Origin of the sequence: Amaricoccus sp., assembly GCF_047602525.1 — a bacterium.
Classification (GTDB): Bacteria; Pseudomonadota; Alphaproteobacteria; order Rhodobacterales; family Rhodobacteraceae; genus Amaricoccus.
In genome coordinates, this window is the sequence record NZ_JASGHB010000001.1 from 845,106 (window position 1) to 863,485 (window position 18,380).

14 protein-coding genes, 1 tRNA gene and 1 pseudogene are annotated in these 18,380 nt (G+C 73.2%); 10 read left to right on the forward strand and 6 right to left on the reverse strand.

The features are described 5' to 3' along the window. Nucleotides 1–113: 113 nt before the first annotated feature. Complete coding sequence (locus QM699_RS04625) at nucleotides 114–1,979, forward strand: sigma-54-dependent Fis family transcriptional regulator (RefSeq protein WP_415010024.1); 1,866 nt, start codon at nucleotides 114–116, stop codon at nucleotides 1,977–1,979. Between the two features lie 48 nt (nucleotides 1,980–2,027). Here the strand turns inward: QM699_RS04625 and QM699_RS04630 are convergent. Continuing rightward, a tRNA-Gln gene (locus QM699_RS04630) sits at nucleotides 2,028–2,102 on the reverse strand. Between the two features lie 158 nt (nucleotides 2,103–2,260). Here QM699_RS04630 and QM699_RS04635 point away from each other — a divergent pair. Both QM699_RS04635 and QM699_RS04640 read left to right on the forward strand, forming a co-directional pair. Then, nucleotides 2,261–2,896 carry a ribonuclease HII gene (locus QM699_RS04635; protein WP_415012697.1) on the forward strand — a complete coding sequence of 212 codons (636 nt, stop codon included), beginning with the start codon at nucleotides 2,261–2,263 and terminating at the stop codon, nucleotides 2,894–2,896. A 77-nt stretch (nucleotides 2,897–2,973) separates the two neighbouring features. Then, nucleotides 2,974–4,089, forward strand: coding sequence for a site-specific DNA-methyltransferase (locus QM699_RS04640; RefSeq protein ID WP_415010025.1), 1,116 nt, complete (start codon nucleotides 2,974–2,976; stop codon nucleotides 4,087–4,089). Nucleotides 4,090–4,153: 64 nt separating this feature from the next. Here QM699_RS04640 and galE read toward each other — a convergent pair whose 3' ends face one another. The 4 genes and pseudogenes from galE to QM699_RS04660 all read right to left on the reverse strand — a co-directional run bounded on the left by galE (nucleotide 4,154) and on the right by QM699_RS04660 (nucleotide 6,446). Further along, complete coding sequence (gene galE / locus QM699_RS04645) at nucleotides 4,154–5,161, reverse strand: UDP-glucose 4-epimerase GalE (RefSeq protein ID WP_415010026.1); 1,008 nt, start codon at nucleotides 5,159–5,161, stop codon at nucleotides 4,154–4,156. A gap of 9 nt (nucleotides 5,162–5,170) precedes the next feature. Beyond that, on the reverse strand, nucleotides 5,171–5,911 hold the full coding sequence (locus tag QM699_RS04650; RefSeq protein ID WP_415012698.1) for a calcium-binding protein: 741 nt from the start codon (nucleotides 5,909–5,911) through the stop codon (nucleotides 5,171–5,173). Beyond that, nucleotides 5,894–6,304: pseudogene (locus tag QM699_RS04655) on the reverse strand (calcium-binding protein); the annotation flags it as partial. The pseudogene QM699_RS04655 and the gene QM699_RS04650, both read right to left, overlap by 18 nt. Beyond that, nucleotides 6,192–6,446, reverse strand: coding sequence for a hypothetical protein (locus QM699_RS04660; protein WP_415010027.1), 255 nt, complete (start codon nucleotides 6,444–6,446; stop codon nucleotides 6,192–6,194). The gene QM699_RS04660 and the pseudogene QM699_RS04655, both read right to left, overlap by 113 nt. Before the next feature lie 241 nt (nucleotides 6,447–6,687). Here QM699_RS04660 and QM699_RS04665 point away from each other — a divergent pair, with 241 nt between their 5' ends. From QM699_RS04665 to QM699_RS04695, 7 genes are all read left to right on the forward strand, one after another. Next, nucleotides 6,688–7,584: a calcium-binding protein gene (locus QM699_RS04665; protein ID WP_415010028.1), complete on the forward strand. Its 897-nt coding sequence runs from the start codon at nucleotides 6,688–6,690 to the stop codon at nucleotides 7,582–7,584. Nucleotides 7,585–7,666: 82 nt separating this feature from the next. Beyond that, nucleotides 7,667–9,586, forward strand: coding sequence for a hypothetical protein (locus QM699_RS04670; protein WP_415010029.1), 1,920 nt, complete (start codon nucleotides 7,667–7,669; stop codon nucleotides 9,584–9,586). Next, nucleotides 9,583–10,824: a glycosyltransferase family 4 protein gene (locus QM699_RS04675; protein ID WP_415010030.1), complete on the forward strand. Its 1,242-nt coding sequence runs from the start codon at nucleotides 9,583–9,585 to the stop codon at nucleotides 10,822–10,824. The genes QM699_RS04670 and QM699_RS04675 overlap by 4 nt, the downstream gene beginning before the upstream one ends. Further along, entirely contained in the window at nucleotides 10,821–12,995 is a 2,175-nt protein-coding gene (locus QM699_RS04680) for a hypothetical protein (RefSeq protein WP_415010031.1), read from the forward strand. Before QM699_RS04675 ends, QM699_RS04680 begins: the two co-directional genes overlap by 4 nt. Next, a complete protein-coding gene (locus QM699_RS04685; RefSeq protein ID WP_415010032.1) occupies nucleotides 12,992–14,290 on the forward strand; it encodes a glycosyltransferase family 4 protein in 1,299 nt (432 codons plus the stop codon). The genes QM699_RS04680 and QM699_RS04685 overlap by 4 nt, the downstream gene beginning before the upstream one ends. A 2-nt stretch (nucleotides 14,291–14,292) precedes the next feature. Further along, complete coding sequence (locus QM699_RS04690; protein ID WP_415010033.1) at nucleotides 14,293–16,032, forward strand: type I secretion system permease/ATPase; 1,740 nt, start codon at nucleotides 14,293–14,295, stop codon at nucleotides 16,030–16,032. Continuing rightward, the gene (locus QM699_RS04695) at nucleotides 16,029–17,336 is read left to right on the forward strand and encodes an HlyD family type I secretion periplasmic adaptor subunit (RefSeq protein WP_415010034.1); all 1,308 of its coding nucleotides are present in this window, start codon (nucleotides 16,029–16,031) and stop codon (nucleotides 17,334–17,336) included. Before QM699_RS04690 ends, QM699_RS04695 begins: the two co-directional genes overlap by 4 nt. 259 nt (nucleotides 17,337–17,595) lie before the next feature. Here the strand turns inward: QM699_RS04695 and QM699_RS04700 are convergent, their stop codons facing one another. Further along, a complete protein-coding gene (locus tag QM699_RS04700) occupies nucleotides 17,596–18,354 on the reverse strand; it encodes an esterase/lipase family protein (RefSeq protein WP_415010035.1) in 759 nt (252 codons plus the stop codon). Nucleotides 18,355–18,380: the final 26 nt, after the last annotated feature.

An 18,380-nucleotide genomic window follows, 5' to 3' on the forward strand; every position in this document is an offset into this window, starting at 1 on the left:
CGGGATGCGCCGTGGCGCCGCCACAGGTGTGGCGCCACACTTCGCGACGCTTGGCCGCCTCCCCGCGCGCCTGTTACACTCCCGCAAAACGAGAATGCCGGAAGGAGAAGCGTATGCCGGCCGTCGCCGATCACATCCGGGAGGTCGAGAATGTCGCGATGGGCGGCGTCTCGAAGCGCGATCCGTGGGTGGTGCAGTCGTGGCTGCGCTGCGTCAACGAGCACCGGCTCGATCCGACGCGGAGTTGCGAGGCGTTCATCCTGCCGGAGAACGAGCTGCGATCGCACCGCCAGCAGTCGGAGGAACTGATCGCCATCGCCCGGTCGGGGCTGGAGGCGCTTTATGGGCAGATGGCGGGGCAGAACTACGTGCTGCTGCTCGGCGACCGGGCCGGCGTGGCGGTGGAATTCCTCGGCGACCCGCATTTCGACAACCGGCTGCGCAAGGCCGGGCTCTATCTCGGCGCCGAATGGTCGGAGCCGCGCGCCGGCACCTGCGCGATCGGCGCCTGCATCGCCACCGGCGAGGCGCTGACCATCCACCAGACCGACCATTTCGACATCACCCACACGCCGCTCTCCTGCACCGCCGCGCCGATCTACGACACGCGGGGCGATTTCGCGGCGGTGCTCGACATCTCGCTCCTGTCCTCGCCCATCGCGAAGGTGAGCCAGAACCTCGCGCTCCACATGGTGGCGGCGACCGTGCGGCGGATCGAGCTTGCGAACCTGATGGCGCAGACGCGGCATGAATGGGTACTGCGCTTCTCGCGTTCGCCGGATTTCCTCGACGTCGATCCCGAGGCGGCAATCTCGCTCGACGGCTCGGGCCGGGTCCTCGGCATGACACATCGCGGCGCACAGCTGCTTGCGCGCGCCGCCGGGGTGAGCTGGCGGCGGCCGGAGCTGCTGATCGGCCAGCCGCTCGGGCGGTTCTTCGAGCTTGGCGTCGACGATCTCGGCGAGCTGACCCGCCAGCGCCCGGCCCACGACCGCATGGTGGTGGCCCGCGACGGCAACCGGCTGTTCGCTCACGCCATCGAGCCGCAGCTGCGCCGGACGCGCCGCGCTCCGGTGCCGGCGCCGGTGCCCGCAACGACCGGGGCGCTGGCGGCGCTCGGCGCGGGCGACCCGCAGATCGCCGCGCTGCAGGTCCGGGCGGCCAAGCTGGCGCGCACCGTGCTGCCGATCCTCATCCAGGGCGAGACCGGGACCGGCAAGGAATTCCTCGCCCGTGCCCTGCACGAGGCGAGCGGGCGGGCAGGGCCGTTCGTCGCGGTGAACTGCGCGGCGATCCCAGAGGCGCTGATCGAGGCCGAGCTTTTCGGCCATGCCCCCGGCGCCTTCACCGGCGCGGCGCCGGGCGGCCGCAAGGGGCTGGTGGAGGCGGCGGCCGGCGGCACGCTCTTCCTCGACGAGATCGGCGACATGCCGCTGGCGCTGCAGGCGCGGCTGCTGCGGGTCCTGGCCGAGGGCGAGGTGACGCCGGTCGGCGCGCTGCGTCCGCGGCGCGTCGACCTGCGGGTGGTGTCGGCGACGCACCGCGATCTGCCGGCGCAGGTGCGGGCCGGGGCGCTGCGCGAGGATCTCTATTACCGGCTGTCAGCGGCGACGCTGGCGCTGCCGCCGCTGCGCGCGCGGGAGGATTTCGACTGGCTGGCCGACCGGCTGCTCGGCGGCCGTGCGCGGCTCACGCCCGCGGCGCGTGCCGCGTTGCGCGCCCGGGCGTGGCCGGGCAACCTGCGCGAACTCGGCAACGCGCTGGCCGTTGCCGCGGCGCTCTGCGACGGCGGCGTCATCGACCGCGCCGACCTGCCGCCCGAGCCCGGCGGCGCGCCGGCCCTCGACGGCGAGGCCGAGGCGCTGCGCGCCGTCCTGGTCCGCTGCCGCGGCAACATCTCCGAGGCCGCGCGCCAGTTGCGCGTCGACCGCACCACGGTCCACCGCCGGATGCGCCGCCTGGGCGTCAACGCCCACTGACCGCGGGGGAGGGGGCCATCGGCCGAGAGGCAATGCGGTTCGGTGAAGTGGCTGGGGCGGGAGGATTCGAACCTCCGAATGGCGGTACCAAAAACCGCTGCCTTACCGCTTGGCGACGCCCCAAGTGGGGCTCTTCTTAGGCGGCGGCGGCGGCGGCGGCAAGGTCGTGCGGGAGGGAGCGGCGTCCGCGGCCGGTGAGGGCTCGGCGCATTCCGTGCGTTTGCGCGTTTCATCCGGTGGAACGCTCCGCTATGTCCGCGGGAGCACGGGCGGGAGCGGACATGGGCGGCGAGGCGGCGGGCGCGCCACACTATCACTACGAGCGGGCGGGTCCCGGGCCGGTCTGCGGCATCGACGAGGTCGGGCGCGGGCCGTGGGCTGGGCCCGTGGTCGCGGCGGCGGTGATCCTCGATCCGCTGGCGATCCCGGAGGGACTGAACGACAGCAAGCGGCTGTCGCCCGAGCGGCGGGCCGAGCTCGCGGCGCTGCTCGAGGCCCGGGCGGTCGTGGCGCTCGGCGTCGCGAGCGTCGCCGAGATCGAGGCGATGAACATCCTGCAGGCGAGTTTTCTCGCCATGCGCCGGGCGACCCTCGGGCTCGCCACGCGGCCGGCGCTGGCGCTGGTCGACGGCAACAAGGCGCCGCCGGGCCTGCCCTGCACCTGCCGGCCCATCGTCGGCGGCGACGCGCTGGTGCTGTCGATCGCCGCCGCGTCGATCGTGGCGAAGGTGGCGCGCGACCGGATGATGGTGGCGCTGGCGCAACAGTTTCCGGGCTACGGCTGGGAGACGAACATGGGGTACGGCACGCGGACGCACCAGGATGGACTCGCCCGATTCGGCGTGACCCCACACCATAGGCGGTCGTTCCGGCCCATCCACAAGATGTTGTGTGGCGCCGACTCAGTAAGTGCTTGATTCAATTATCTGTTTGACGCCGAATCGCGATTCGGTCATCGTCTGCGCCAGATTTCGGCCACAAGGCGGCGGCGGACATGCCCAGAAAGCAGAGCGACACGACCGAGGCGGCGGCCGCCGCGCTCGATCTCGACGTGATTCATGCCGGTGACTGCATCGAGGTGATGCGGGCGCTGCCGGCGGAGAGCATCGACCTGATCTTCGCAGACCCGCCCTATAACCTGCAACTCAAGGGCGAGCTGCACCGGCCGGACAACAGCCGCGTCGACGCGGTGGATGACGCCTGGGACCGATTCGCCTCGTTCGAGGCCTACGACGCCTTCACGCGGGAATGGCTCGGCGCCGCGCGGCGCCTGCTGAAGCCGGATGGGGCGATCTGGGTGATCGGCTCGTACCACAACGTCTTCCGTCTCGGCGCGGCGCTGCAGGATGGCGGCTACTGGCTGCTGAACGACGTGATCTGGCGCAAGTCGAACCCGATGCCGAATTTCCGGGGCAAGCGGCTCACCAACGCGCACGAGACGCTGATCTGGGCGGCGAAGTCGGAGGGGTCGCGGTACACCTTCAACTACGAGGCGATGAAGGCGCTGAACGACGGGGTGCAGATGCGCTCCGACTGGACGATCCCGCTTTGCACCGGCGCCGAGCGGCTGAAGACGGCCGGGGGCGAGAAGGCGCATCCGACGCAGAAGCCCGAGGCGCTGCTCCACCGGGTGCTCGTCGCCTCCACCCGGCCCGGCGACGTGGTGCTCGACCCGTTCTTCGGCACGGGAACCACCGGCGCGGTGGCCAAGCGCCTGCGCCGGCGCTTCATCGGGATCGAGCGCGAGGCCGATTATCGCGCGGTCGCCGAGGCCCGCCTCGCGGCGGTGCGGCCGACGGATTCCGAGGCGGTGGCGGTGACGACCTCCAAGCGGGCGGAGCCGCGCGTGGCCTTCGGCGTGCTGGTGGAACGCGGCCTGCTCGCGGCGGGCGAGACGCTGGTGTCGATGAACGGCCGGCACGCGGCGCGGATCCGCGCCGACGGGACGCTGGTGGCGAGCGAGGTGCGCGGCTCGATCCATCAGGTCGGCGCCGCGCTGGAAGGCGCGCCGTCCTGCAACGGCTGGACCTACTGGCACTTCAAGCGCGACGGGGCGGTCGTGCCCATCGACTTCCTGCGCCAGCAGATCCGCGCCGAGATGCAGGACTAGACATCAAGCCGGACCGGGCCGTCGGCCGGCCGACGACCCCGGGGACGGACCAGATGCCGAGGCGTCACGCCGCCTTGAGGCCCGCCGCCGCGGCGTAGGAAGCCGGGCCGGCGCCGCCGTGCCAGGCGAGCGCGCTCGCGAGGATCGCGTCGATGCCGGAGACCCGCGGCTCCCAGCCGAGCCCGGCGCGGGCGCGGGCGATGTCGGCGACGAGGAAGGCCGGGTCGCCCGGGCGCGGGGCTTCGACCCGGTGCGGCACCGGCCAGCCGACGAGGCGGCCGGCGGCGTCGAGCAGCTCGCGCACGCTCGTGCCCCTGCCGGAGCCGAGGTTGTAGCGCGTCATCCGTCCGGGCTCGAGCCGGAGCAGCGCCAGGTAGTGGGCTTCCGCCAGATCCCGCACCGAGACGAAATCGCGCACGCAGGTGCCGTCGGGCGTCGCCCAGCTGTCGCCGAACACCTTGAACTCCGCCCGCTGCCGAAGCGCGGCCTGCAGCAGCAGCGGGATGACGTGCGTCTCGTGCCGGTGCGCCTCGCCGTGGCGGCCGTCGGCATCGGCGCCGCAGGCGTTGAAGTAGCGCAGCGCCGTGGCGCCAAAGCCGTAGGCGTCGGCATAGCCCTGCAGCAGGTGCTCGACGGCGAGCTTCGACGTGCCGTAGGGGGTGGCCGGCAGGATCGGATCGTCCTCGCGCAGCGCGTGCTCCGATCCATGGGCATAGACCGCGGCGGTGCTGGAAAAGACGATGCGGCCGATGCCGACGGTGCGCATCGCCTCCATCAGGCTGCGCGAGCCGTCGACGTTGATCGACCAGTAGCCGCTCGGGTCGGCGATCGAGTCCGGCACCGACGTCCGGGCGGCGAAGTGGATGACGTGGGTCGCTTCGAGGTCGGACAGCGCTCGTGCCACCGCGTCGGTGTCGCGCAGGTCGCCGACGACGAGCCGGCGGGGGTCGACCGCCGCGGCGTGGCCCTCGCTCAGGTCGTCGAACACGAACGCCTCGACGCCCTTGGCCCGCAGCGCCCGGAAACAGGCCGATCCCACGTACCCGGCGCCGCCGGTCAAGAGAACGCGCATGAGGTCTCCTCAGATGAATGTCAGGTTGGTGTCGAGCAGGCTTGCAAGCTCGTCGCGGCCCACGCCGAGGAACAGCACGCCGTTGCCGCCGCCGAGGTCGAGCCAGGCGCTGCCGCCCATGTCGTCGATCCGGCCGGCCAGCGCGTCGGCGTCGAGCCCGTCGAGCCCGTTCACCGCGCTGGTGATCTGCAGGTGGTCCTCGGCGGAAAAGTCGGTGATCGTCTCGACGCCGAACGCCGAGCGGATCATGAAGATGTCCGATCCGGCACCCCCGGTCAGCACGTCGTCGCCGGCGCCCCCGGACAGGAGATCGTTGCCGTCGCCGCCGTCGATCTGGTCGTCGCCACGGCCGCCGTGCAGCCGGTCGTCGCCGGCCTCGCCGAACAGGATGTCGTCGCCGCGGCCGAGGTCGTCGAAGCCCGTCACCACGTCGTTGCCGTCGCCGAGGTGGATCAGGTCGTCGCCGCCGCCGCCCTCGACTGAATCATTGCCGGCGCCGCCGCCGATCCGGTCGTCGCCGTAGCCGCCGTTCAGCACGTCGTCGCCCGCGCCGCCGTCGATCCGGTCGTCACCGTTGCCGCCGTCGATGCGGTCGTCGCCATCGCCGCCGGAGAGCGAGTCGGCCCCGAGACCGCCGGAGAGCGAATCCGCCCCCGCGCCGCCGATCAGCGTGTCGCTGCCGTTGTCGCCGATGAGCGTGTCGTTGCCATTGCCGCCCTCGAGGCTGTCGTTGCCGTCCTGGCCGCGCATGCGGTCGTCGCCGTCGTCGCCGAACAGGCGATCCGAGCCGAACGATCCTTCCAGCGTGTCGTTGCCGGCGCCGCCGTGCATCTCGTCGGTGGCGAGCGCCTTGGCGGCGCGCCAGCTGGCGAGCTGCAACTCCGAACTGCCCTCGGTCAGCCAGCGCGCGTCGATCAGGTCGTCGCCGTCGCCGCCCCAGGCGATGTTCGATCCGGCGCCGACGTGGATCACGTCGTTGCCGTTGCCGCCGAAGATCGCGTCGTCGCCGTCGCCGCCCTTCAGCGTGTCGTCACCCGAACCGCCGAACACCAGGTCGCCGCCAGCGCCGGCGTGCACCAAATCCGCGCCACCCGCGGTGATGATGAAATCCGCTCCCGCGCCGCCCCGGATCGTGTCGTCGCCGTCCCCGGCGTAGATCAGAATCTGCTCCGTCGCCTCCGTCGATCGAATCGGCGGCCGGCCCGCCGATCAGCAGATCGGCACCGCTGCCGCCGACCAGCGTGACGCTTCCCATGACTGCGGAACCCATCCCTGCAAGACCCATTCCTCACCCCGCGTTGATACCCGATCCGTGGCCGGGACCTCCCTCGGCTACGCTTCCCACCGTTCTGGACCCGCTCGGTCAACGTTGCGTAAATACTTTCCCGGTGCGCCGGGAGAAATCGCACCGGATTATAAACACGCTTCTCGCAAATGCAAAATTCAACCCCCGAGAGAATTAAGGTTCTGTTCATGCGCCGGCCGGCATCAGTGGCCATGCGAGAGTGCAATTCGGAGGGGTTTGCATGGCCACCATTCCCGGCGGCGCGTTTAATGATTTCATCTTCGGTACGTCGGCAGCAGACTTTATTGATGCTGGCGCGGGCGACGACAACATCTTCGGCGCCTCAGGCGACGACATCATCAAGGGCGGGCTCGGCAACGACACGCTGAATGGCGGCACCGGCGCGGACACGATCGGCGGTGGCGCGGGTGAGGATCTGGTCATCGGCGGCACCGGCGACGACGCGCTGAGCGGCGACGCGGGCAACGACACGCTGCTCGGCGGCGCCGGCAACGACCGCATGGACGGCGGCGCGGGCAACGACATGCTGGTCGGTGGCGCGGGCGACGATGTCGGCCTCGGAGGTGCAGGCGACGATACGCTGCAGGGCGATGCGGGCAACGACACGCTGGATGGCGGCGACGGCAACGACCTCGTCTCGGGCGGCGTCGGCGACGACCAGCTCTCCGGCGGCGTGGGCGATGACTCGCTGTCGGGCGATGCCGGCAACGACGTGCTGCACGGCGGGGCGGGCGACGACCTGCTCGACGGAGGCGACGGCAACGACATGCTCGCGGGCGGCGACGGCGACGACCTGCTCAAGGGCGGCGCGGGTGCCGATACGCTCGATGGCGGCGCGGGCGACGACGTGATGTATGGCGGCGAGGGCAACGACCTCTTCGTCTACTCCGGCGGCGGCGACGTGGTGATGGATTTCGCCGAGGGCGACACGCTGCAGGTCTCGCGCGCGCTCGAGGGCGTCAGCCTCGACAGCGCCGACGACGTGGCGGGCTTCGCGGTCGACCTCGGCGACGCTGGCACGCTCATCGACTTCGGTCAGGGCGACAGCGTGCTGCTGCACGGTGCCTCCTACGAGGACGTGGTCTCCGACCCGTCGCGGTTCATCACCGTCGTCTGATCTGACGGGAGGGCGGCGTTCCGGCCGGCCTCCCCCTGCACCCACCTTGCCCCCTTTCTCCCTCAAGCGCGGGGACCGAGCCATGATGCATGGAAATTCGCCCGCGTCGCAGCGCGGCGCCGTGATCGCCCTGCCGATCGCCCGCGAGCCCGTCGGCGAGGCCCGTCTCGTCGCCGTGTCGGCCCGCGTGTCGGCGCTGGTGTTCGAGGCCGAGGATATTCCCGGGCCGCTGATGGCCTTCGTCGACGGCGCGCGCCACGACGGGGCGCTGGTCGGCACCCGGCTGGTGCTGCGCTCCGGCGGCCTGCGGCAGGTCGTGCTGATCGGCCTCGGTGCTGCCGAAATTCGCGGGCGCGCGGTGGCGCTCGCGCGCGGCGGGCGCGTGGTCGCCGCGATCGACCCGGACTGGCTGCAAGCGCCGGACGCCGAGGTTGCCGCGCTACTCGAGGACCTGAGCGAAGACGGCGCCCTGCGCCTCCTGCGCCTGCTGCTGACGACCGGCGCCTCGCTGTTCCGCGACGGCGGGGCGGAGTTCGCGGCGCTCGCGCGCCGGCTGCTCGCCGGGCTCGGCGTGCGCGCGCTCGATCCCGTCGCGGTCTGCGCCACCGGCAGTGACAGCCGCATCGTCACCTGGCGCGTCGCGTCCGCCTTCGAGGCCGGGCGCCTCGGCGACCTGGTGGCGCTGCTGCCGGGCCGGCCGCGGCGGCTCGCCCGTCCGCCGGCGCATGTGGAGCCCACGGCCAGGGGTGCGCTGCTTCACGTCGAGCTGCCGCGCCGCCTGCCGGCTGGCGCGGTGCTGGTTGCGACCGGCGGCGCGCCCCTGTCGCTCGCGACGCCGGCCGCCGCCGCGTCCGGTGACGTGCCGGCCTTCCTCGCGGCGCGCGACGCCGCGACGGTCCGTTTCGCCCATCGCCTGATCGAGGCGCGCCTCGGCCGCGATCCCGTGGCCGCCGCGCTCGTCGCCGAGCTGCGCCACGCCGCTGCACCGGCGCCGAGCCTCGCGGTGCGCCATCTGTCGGGCACCGCGAAGGGCATCGTCTTCGCATTCGCGCTCGACGATCCGCACGGGCTCGTCGCGGCCGTCCGCCTCGTCCGGGGCGAGCGGTCGGTGCAGATCCCGGTGGCCGGGCGTCTCGAAGGCTACGCGGCCTTGCCGCGCGAGAGCGCGATCGACGACGGCTGCCGGCTGGGCCTCGTCTACCGCTCAGGCCGCGTTGTGCCCGTGGCGGCTGCGGTGGGGCTCGCACGCTTCGACGGCACCCCGCCGCCGGGCTTCGCCGACGCCGCCGCGCTGGCCGCCGCCCGGCTCGACCTCGATGCGCCGGAGGGCGCGCCGCTGTGCGAAGGCTTTGGCACCTCCAAGAAGACGCCGCGGCTGACGATCGTTGCGCCGCTCGCGGCCGACCTCGACCTCCTGCGCGCCCGGGCCGCGCTGATCTCGGCCGAGCCGCGCGGCCGGGCGGTCGAGGTGATCTGCTGGACCGCCGAGTGCCCGACCGAGCCCGACCTGGTTCCGGCCGCGCGCGCGGCGATGGCCCACGTCGCCGCCGCCTGGGGTGTGCCGCATCGGCTGATCGTCCTGCCGCGCGGCGCCGGTGGGGCCGACGGCCTGCGCGCCGCGCTGCGGCTGGCGCGCGCGCCACGCGTTCTCGCGCTCGGCGCCGGCGTGCTGCCCGGCGAGGCCGGCTGGCTCGCCCGCTGCCTCCGGGGCAGGGGCGTTGCCCGGGCCGGCGGCCTGCGCGACCATGACGGCGCCACGATTGCCGCCGCGCCCGACGCCGCGCTGCTGCTCGGCGCGGGTGCGCGGGACGACGCCGCGTTGTGCCTGCCCACCCCCGGCGCGATCGCCGCCGCCTTCGCGCCGCGCGGTGCGCCCGTGGCGGGCTTCGTCACCTACGGCGCCGTCTCGTCCACGACGCTGGAAGCGGCGGCCGACGCCGCCGCCGTCGCGATCGCCCTCAAGCCTTCCTTCAGCCTTGCCTGCGAGGAGTCCGGCGCATGACGAGTCCGCTGCGCATCCTGCAGATCGCCCACGATCACCCGGAGTGGACGCCGGGCGGAACCGAGATCGTCGCGCGCGACCTCGCCCGGGCGCTCGACGCCACCGACGGCCTCAGCGCCCGCCTGCTCGTCGCGGCCACCTCGCTGCAGCGGCCGGACATGGCGCCGGGCAGCCTCGGCGCGATCGGGCCGGATGCCGTTCTGCGGACCGGCGCCTACGACCGCTTCCAGATGGCGCGCCTCGACGGCCTGGGCTGGATCGAGTCGCTCGGCCGGGTGCTGCGCGACACGCGGCCCGACGTCATCCACCTGCACGGCCTCGACCGGCTCGGCATCGAGGCGCTGCCGGTGATCCGCCGGCAGGCGCCGCGCGCGCAGATCGTGCTGACGTTGCACGACTACCAGCTGATCTGCGCCAACGACGGCCTGCTCCTGACCCGGCCGGAGGCCACCCGCTGCCAGGGCGCGAGCCCCGACGCCTGCGCCCGCTGCTTCCCGGAGCGCACGGCGGCGCAGCACGCGCTGCGCCGTGCCACGCTGCTCGCGACGCTCGTCCACGTCGACCGCTTCATCGCGCCGAGCCGCTTCCTGCGCGATCGTTTCGTGGCCTGGGGCCTCGCCGCGGAGCGCATCGAGGTGGTGCCGAACGCCGTCGCGCTGCCGGCGCCCGTCGCCGAGCGCTGCCCGCGCGCGCGGCGCAACCGCTTCGGCTTCTTCGGCCAGATCGCGCGGCACAAGGGCGTGCTGACCCTGCTCGACGCCGCCCGCCGGCTGAAGGACGCGGACCTCGCCGTCACGCTGCACGGCGGCCTCGGGTACGCCGACGCGGGCTTTCGTGCGGAGTTCGCCGACCGTCTCGCCGCCGCCGACCCGGTGGCGCAGCACCTTGGCGGCTACGGTCGGGGCGAGCTGCCGGCGCGCCTCGCCGCAGTCGACTGGGTGGTCGTGCCCTCGCTCTGGTGGGAGAACGCGCCGCTGGTGATCGAGGAGGCGCGCGCCGCCGGCCGCCCGGTGATCGTCACCGGACACGGCGGGCTGGCCGAGGTGGTCGCGGACGGGGAGACCGGCCTGCACGTGCCCGCCGGAGATGCGGCGGCGCTGGCCGAGACGATGCGCGGGGCGACCGACCCCGCGCTCTGGGCGCGCCTCGCCGCCGGGCGCGGACCGGCCGACTTCGCGGCCTTCGTCGACGCGCACCGCGCGCTTTACGCAGCCCTTACGCGACGGATGGCGGCATGACCCCCGACGGCTCGGACTTTCACCACAGCCACAGCCACGGCGGCCCGGCCGGGGACGCGACGCAGGACCCCGCGGTGCTGCCGCTGGCCCGGGCCATCCTGCTCGAGGGCGGCCGCGCGCTTGCACTCTTCGAGGGCGCGGCGGGCGAGCCGCCGGCGACGGGGCGGCTGACCGCGCCCGGGCGCGCGCTCGCGTGGAGCGGGCTCGGCTGGCCGCACGCCGGTGGATGGGCCGGCGTGGCGGTGCTCGACGGGGTTCCGGCCGAGGGGGACGAACTGCTCGGCCCCACCGCCTGCTGGCGCGTCGCCGCCACGCCCGCGCTCGACATCGCCCCTGCGCCGCTGGCGGCGCTGGTCCGCGCCACCGGCGGGTCGGCGCCCGCGGTATTGCGCTTCCTGACGGCGGCTCTGGCGGGGCATCCCGGCGGCGCGGCCTTCCTCGCCGGCTTCGTCGCTGCGGTCGCCGAGCCGGACGGTTTCGTCGAGATCGTGGCGCGGCCCACGACCGGCGGCCTGTTCGCGCAGGGCTGGTCCATGTCGCTAGACCCCGGCGCCGCCCGGCTGGTCACGGCCGACGTCGCGGCCGAGGTCCACGTCGCGACGTTCGCCCGCGACGACATCCTTCCGCCCGGCCGCGGTTTCTGCCTCTACGGCAAGGCGCTCGCCGACGATGCAGGCAGCACGCTCGACGCGCTGCACCATGAAAAGGACGGCCGCCTGCTGCGCCTCGACGTGGTGCGCGGCGCCCAGGTGCAGCTCGAGGACGCGGCGATGCGCCACGTCGCCTCCATGCTGCCGCGGCTCGACGCGCCGCGCGAGGTGCTGGGCGCGTTCCGCCGGATCTGCCGGCCGCGCTTTGCCGGGGCGGACACGCTATCGGGCACGGGCCTGCCGGTGGCCGCGGCGCTCGATTCGCTGCTGCGCGCGCCCGACGGCGCGCTGCTCGCCACCGGCTGGCTGCTCGATCCGCTGCACCGGGTCGAGCGGGCGCTGCTGAAGAGCACCGCCAATCTCTATGCGCGCCTCGATGCCAGCTGGTGCCCGCTGGCGCGACCCGATCTCGTGTCCGGCTTCGGCGCCGACCCGCGCTTCGCCGGGCTGCTCGATCCGCGCGACGCGATGAACGGCTTCATCGCCCACGTCCCGGCGGACCCGGCGGGGCTCGCGACGTCCGCGGGCGAGGCCGAGCTTTACCTCGAACTGGTGCTCGACGACGGCAGCTGCCTGTTCCGGCCGCTCCACTTCACGGCGTTCGAGAGCGGCGAGCGGCTGCCGCAGCTGCTCGGCGCGCTGCCGCAGGCCGAGCCGGAGATCACCCGCATCGTCGAGGATCACCTCGCGCCGTTCCTTGCGAGCGTGCCGCCGGTCTCGCCGCGGCCGCCGCGCGGGGCGGCGAACCAGCCGTTCGCGCTCGGCCGCCCCGGGTCCGGCCCCCGCGACACCGTCGCGGTGATCCCGTTCCGCAGCTGGAGCGAGCTGCAGCCGATGCTGGCGCTGCTCGCGGGCACGCCGGAAGCGGGCGCGCTGGAGCTCTCTCTCGTGACCTCGCGCGCCACCGCGGCCGACAGCGCGGCGCGCATCGACGAGGCGTTCGCCTTCTACGGCCTTGCGGGGCGCCTCGTGGTGGTGCCGGAGCACGATGGCGCACCCGTCCGGCTCGATGCCGGCGCGGCGGCGAGCACCGCGCCGTGGGTGCTCTCGTGGGCGCCGGCCGCCCTGCCGAAGCAGCCGGGCTGGCTCGCCGGGCTGCGCGCCGAGGCCGAGTGCCTGCCGGGTGGCGGGCTGGTCTCGCCGGCGCTCACCTACGAGGATGGCTCGATCGCCTTCGGCGGCCTGCGCTCCGACACCGCGGGCGGCTGCGGCCTCGCAGGCTTCGGCGCGGCGCGCCTGCCGCGCGGCGAGGTCCGCTCGGCGCCGGCCGGTGCCGCGGCCATCGCGCTCATCGACCGCGCGAGCCTCGCGCGCGCCGGCGGCTTCGCGGGCCGGCTGTTCGGCGAGACCCATGCCCACGTCGATCTGGCCGCGCGCCTGCGCCGGCAGGGTGCGGGCACGTGGTGCTCGGGCGCCGTGGAATTCTGGGTGCTGGAGGACCAGGGCCCCGATCCCGATTCCCGCCTCGTCCGTCGCATCGACGAGGCGCTTCTCGCTGCCCGAGCGGAGACCGACGCATGAAGGCCCTCATCCTCTCCCACGCCCACCCGACCTTCTCGATCGGCGGCGCGCAGGTCGCGTCCTGGAACCTGTTCCAGGGCCTGAAGCGCCGCGACCAGTGGGATGCCCACTACATCGCCGGCGTCGGCCCGCCCGTCGCGCGGCACAAGGCGACGCCACTCATGTCGCTGGGACAGGGGCCGGACGAAACGCTCTACTGGTCGAACGACTACGACTGGCTGAACCTCGGCTCCAACGAGCTGGGACAGCTTATGGAGCACTTCGAGCGCTTCCTCGCCGACCTGCGGCCGGACGTGGTGAACTTCCATCATGTCATGGGCTTTGGCGTGCAGGCGCTGCGCGCGACGCGGCGGGCGCTCGGCGACGTGCCGATCGTGATGACGCTGCACGAGTACCTGCCGATCTGCGCCCACCACGGCCAGATGATCAAGGCCCGCTCCGGCGCGCTCTGCTCGAAGGCCTCCGCCTCCGAGTGCGGCGTCTGCTTCCCGGAGATCGGGCCGGCGAACCTGATGCGCCGCGAGCTGTTCCTGAAGTCGTTCCTCGCCGAGGTCGATGCGTTCGTCTCGCCCTCGCGCTTCCTGCTCGGCCGGTTCGCCGACTGGGGCCTGCCGCGCGAGAAGCTGGTGATGATCGAGAACGGCCTCGACGGCGGACCCGTCGCCCCGCCGCGCACGGTGCCCAAGGGCGGCCGGCGCAACCGCTTCGCCTATTTCGGCCAGCTCAATCCGTTCAAGGGCATCCGGGTGCTGGTCGACGCGGTGACGCGCATCCCGGCCGACGTCTGGGGCGACTCGATCCTCTACATCTTCGGCGGCAACCTCGAGCACCAGCCCGAGGAGTTCCAGGCGGCGGTGAAGGAGCTCTTCCGCCTCGCCGGTCGCCGCCTGCGCTTCATGGGCTCGTACAAGTCGCCGGACCTGCCGAACCTGATGCGCGAAGTGGACTGGACGATCGTTCCCTCGACGTGGTGGGAGAACGCCCCCGTGGTGATCCAGGAGGCATTCCACCACGGTCGGCCGATCATCGCCTCCGACATCGGCGGCATGGCGGAGAAGGTGCGCCACGGCATCGACGGCCTGCACTTCCACGTCTCGAACCCCGAGAGCCTCGCCGAGGCGATGACCCGCGCGATCCGCGAGCCGGAGCTGTGGCAGCGGCTGCGGGGCGGCATCAAGGCGCCGACCACCTCCGACGAGGCGGCGCGCCAGCACGCCGAGCTGTTCGAGCGGCTGCTCGCGCGCCGCGCCCGCCCCGCCGCAGCCGGCGCCGCGCTCCCTGCGAAATCGGCCTGACCATGGCCCGCCAGCCAGAGCCGCCGGTCCTGCAGGCCGCGATGCGCGATCTCTCGCGCGGGGCGGGCGCCGCGGCGCTCGTCGGGTTCTTCGTGAACCTGCTGCACCTGTCGCTGCCGCTCTACACCATCCAGATCTACGACCGGGTGATCTCGTCGGGAAGCTTCGACACGCTCGCGGCGCTGACGCTCATCGTCGCGATCCTGCTCGGCTTCCAGGCGACGCTCGACTTCCTGCGCTCGCGGATGTTCACCGTCCTCGGCGCCCGGATGGCGGCGCGCCTCGGCCGCCCGGTCTTCGAGGCCGCCGTTGAGGCCACGCTGCGCGACGGCACCGGCGCGGCGGCGAATGCTGTGCGCGACCTGAACGACCTGCGCACGTTCGTCGCGTCGGGCGCCATCGTGCTGCCGCTCGACCTCGCGGTCACGCCGTTCTTCCTGCTCGTGCTCTTCGTGCTGCATCCGGTCTACGGCATCATCGGGCTCGCCGGCGCGATGGTCCTGACGGTGATGGCGATCGCCACCGAGCTGACGGCCCGCCGCCCGGCCTCGCGCGCGACGCTGGCCGCCGGCGCGGTGCAGAACGAGACGGCGGCGGCGATCCGCAATGCCGAGGTCATCACCGCCATGGGAATGCTGCCGGCGATCGCCGAGCGCTGGCGGGTGTCGCAGGCGCGCGCGCTCGACAGCATGGAGCGCGGCCGCTCGGTCGCGAAGGCGCTGCACGCGGTGGCCAAGATGCTGCGCATCGGCCTGCAGATCGCCATCGTCTGCGCCGGCGCCACCCTCGTCGTCCGGCACGAGGCCTCGCCCGGCACCATCACCGCGTCGGCGGTCATCAGCGCGCGGCTGCTGCTGCCGTTCGAGCACCTGATCGACGGCTGGCGCAAGTGGCTCGACGCCTTCGCCGCCCTCGACCGGCTGCGCGACGTGCTCCGGCGCGGCGCGGCGGGCCGCTCGCGCACCGGCGTGAAGCTGGAGCAGGCGGCGCTGGTCGTCGACCGGGTGAGCTATGTCCCCGCCGGTCAGGACACGCCGCTGGTGCGCGGCGTCTCGTTCAAGCTCGAGCCTGGCGAGCTGCTCGGCGTCGTCGGCCCGTCGGGCGCCGGCAAGTCGACGCTCGCCCGCCTCGTCGTCGGCCTGTGGGCGCCGACCGCGGGGGGCATCTACCTCGACGGCCAGAGCACCTTCGTCGCCGAGCGCGCCAGCTTCGGCCTCGCCGTCGGCTACCTGCCGCAAGATCCGTTGCTGCTCGACGGCAAGGTCCGCGAGAACATCGCCCGGTTCCGCGATGCCGACATGGCCGACGTGGTGGCCGCGGCCCGCGCCGCCGGCGTCCACGAGATGATCGGCCGCCTGCCGCAGGGATACGAGACGCACCTGACCGCCGGTGCGGCGCGGCTGTCGGGCGGCCAGCGCCAGCGCCTCGCGCTCGCACGCGCGCTCTTCGGCGCCCCGAAGCTCCTCGTGCTCGATGAGCCGAACTCCGCGCTCGATTCCGAGGGCGAGGCGGCGCTCATCAGCGCCGTCGAACATGCGCGCAACCGCGGCGCCGCGGTGCTCGTGGTGGCGCAGCGCACCTCGATCCTCAACCGTGCCGACCGCCTGCTGGTGCTGAAGGACGGCATGGTGAGCCAGATGGGCGACCGGACCGAGATCCTCGGTACGCTCACCCCGCGGCGGTCCGGCGTGGCCAAGCCCGCCGCGGCGGCGGTGCTGCCGGCCAGCGGAGGCCGGGCATGAGCCTGATCGAGGATATCCACGCGCCGGGCCATGACGTGCGGCCGGTGTTCCTGACGGCGCTGGCGGTGATCGGCTGCCTCATCCTCACCTTCGGCGGCTGGGGGATGTACGCCCACCTCGACAGCGCCGTCGTCGCCCACGGCACGCTGCTGGCCGAGAGCGAGCGCAAGACCGTGGAGCATTTCGAGGGCGGTATCCTGCGCCAGCTTCTGGTGAAATCCGGCGATCGGGTCGAGGCGGGACAGGTCGTCGCGCTCCTCGACGCCACCCAGACCGAGGCGCAGCTGGCGCAGCTCGACGCGAATTCCCGGGCGCTCGCGCTGCGCATCTGGCGACTCGCCGCCGAGGAGGACGGCGCCACCAGCCTCGACCCCGCCACTGCGCCGGCCTTCGACGACCCCGGGCGGGCGGCGCAGGTGGCGGCGGAGGTGCGGCTCTTCGACGCCCGCCTGCGCGCGCACGTCGGCGGCATCGCCTCGCTGCGCCGGCAGATCGACCAGCTCGCCGCGCAGGAGCGCGCCGCGACTGCGCAGGCCGACGCCGCCGCGCGCCAGCTCGCGCTCTGGCGCGACGAGCGCGCCTCGAGCGCGACGCTGGTCGAGAAGGGCGCAACGCCGCGGCAGAAGCTCCTGGAACTCGACCGCAACATCGCCCTGCTCGAAGGCGACCGCGACGAGCAGGCCGGCCTCGCCGCCGCCGCGCGCGAGGACATGGCGCGCGCCCGCACCGACATCGAGACCATGGGCCAGCAGCGCCTGGCCGACGTGGGCGAGGAGCTGTCCGAATCGCGCCGGCAGCTCGCCGAAGTGACCGGCCAGATCCGCGGCGCCGAGGACGTGCTGGAGCGCCGCAAGCTGCGCGCGCCGCAGGCCGGGCTCGTCGTGCAGATCAACACCATCTCGCCCGGCGCCGTGGTCGGCTCCGGCGCGCCGGTGATGGAGATCGTGCCGGACGCCGACCGCCTGGTGGCCGAGGTCCACCTCCCGACCGACTCGATCGACACGGTGCGCGTCGGACGCCCGGCCAAGGTGAAGCTCTCGGCCTACAAGCGCGCGAAGGCGCCGACGGTGGAGGGCGAGGTGATCTATGTCTCGGCCGACGTGCTGACCGACGAGCGCGACGGGTCGGAGTACTACGACGCCAAGGTCAGCCTCGACACCGGCACGCTGAAGGGCCTCGACCACGTCACGCTCACCCCGGGCATGCCGGTGGAGGTGGCGATCCGCACCGGCGAGCGGCGGGCGGCGGATTATTTCCTCGAACCGATCCTGCGCCACTTCGGCCGGGCGCTGCGCGAGGAATAGGCGCCGGGCGCAACGTCAGTGGAAGCGCGCCGCACCCTTGGGGCCGGTCGATGTCGGGGACGAGCCGAGGCTCTGCCCTCGACCGCGCCAACAGCGGCGAGCGCGGGACGCGCAGAGGCCGTCAGGGACGGAGATTTCCGAAGGCGAGGGCTGATCCGGCCGGCTTCAGTGTTTCGCCCTTCTTGAGGCCGGGGTTCTTCTCCATCGCAGCGAAGCGTGCTGGTCCACGGGCGTCGCGCGCCCGAGGTTCCCAGATCGCTCAGCGACCGTTGGTCAGGCGCTGCACCACTTCGCGCATCCCGAGCGTGTGATCGAAGGCCCCGGTCTGCAGGAAGGTCACGACCTGCGCGATCACCAGCGGGTTGTTCATCAGGAAGGTATGGGTCGCCGGCACGACGATGTGGTCGGCCATCCCGTCGATCCGGGTGCTTTCGACCGAGACCATGCCGTCATCGGCGCCGGGAATCATGCTGGAGAACAGCGGGTTGATCGAGCGGTCGCCGGCAATCACCCCGAGGTCGAAGTCGACCGGCCCGAGCGCCTCGGGCACCTCGTTCGCGCCGGTCCGCAGCTGCCGCCCGGCCGGTCCGGTGAACCGCGTGAAAAGCGCCAGATCGCCCAGCGCGTCCGCCACCTCGGCGCCGTGGTTCGGTGGCGCGAGCATCACCACCCGCCCCAGATTCTCCGGCCGGTGCTGCGCGAGCCAGGCGCGCGCGAGGATCCCGCCCATCGAATGCGTGACGAAGTTCACCCGATCCGATCCGCACGCCTTCACCGCGTCGGTCACGTGGTCGAGCAGCTCCTCGATCGGCATCTCGGTGGACGGATACCCCCGGTTCACCACCCGATAGCCGTCGGCGGCGAGCATCTCCTCCATGATCCAGAGCGAATTCTCGCTCCGCCCCAGCCCGTGCAGCAGCACGACGCACTCGCCCGCCCCGGGCAGAGGCGCGGCGGCCGGCAGGCGCGGGGCGCAGGTGGCAAGGATGAGGGCGAGGAGGGCGATTGTACGGGTCATGCACCCTGCCATATCGCCCGTTTGCC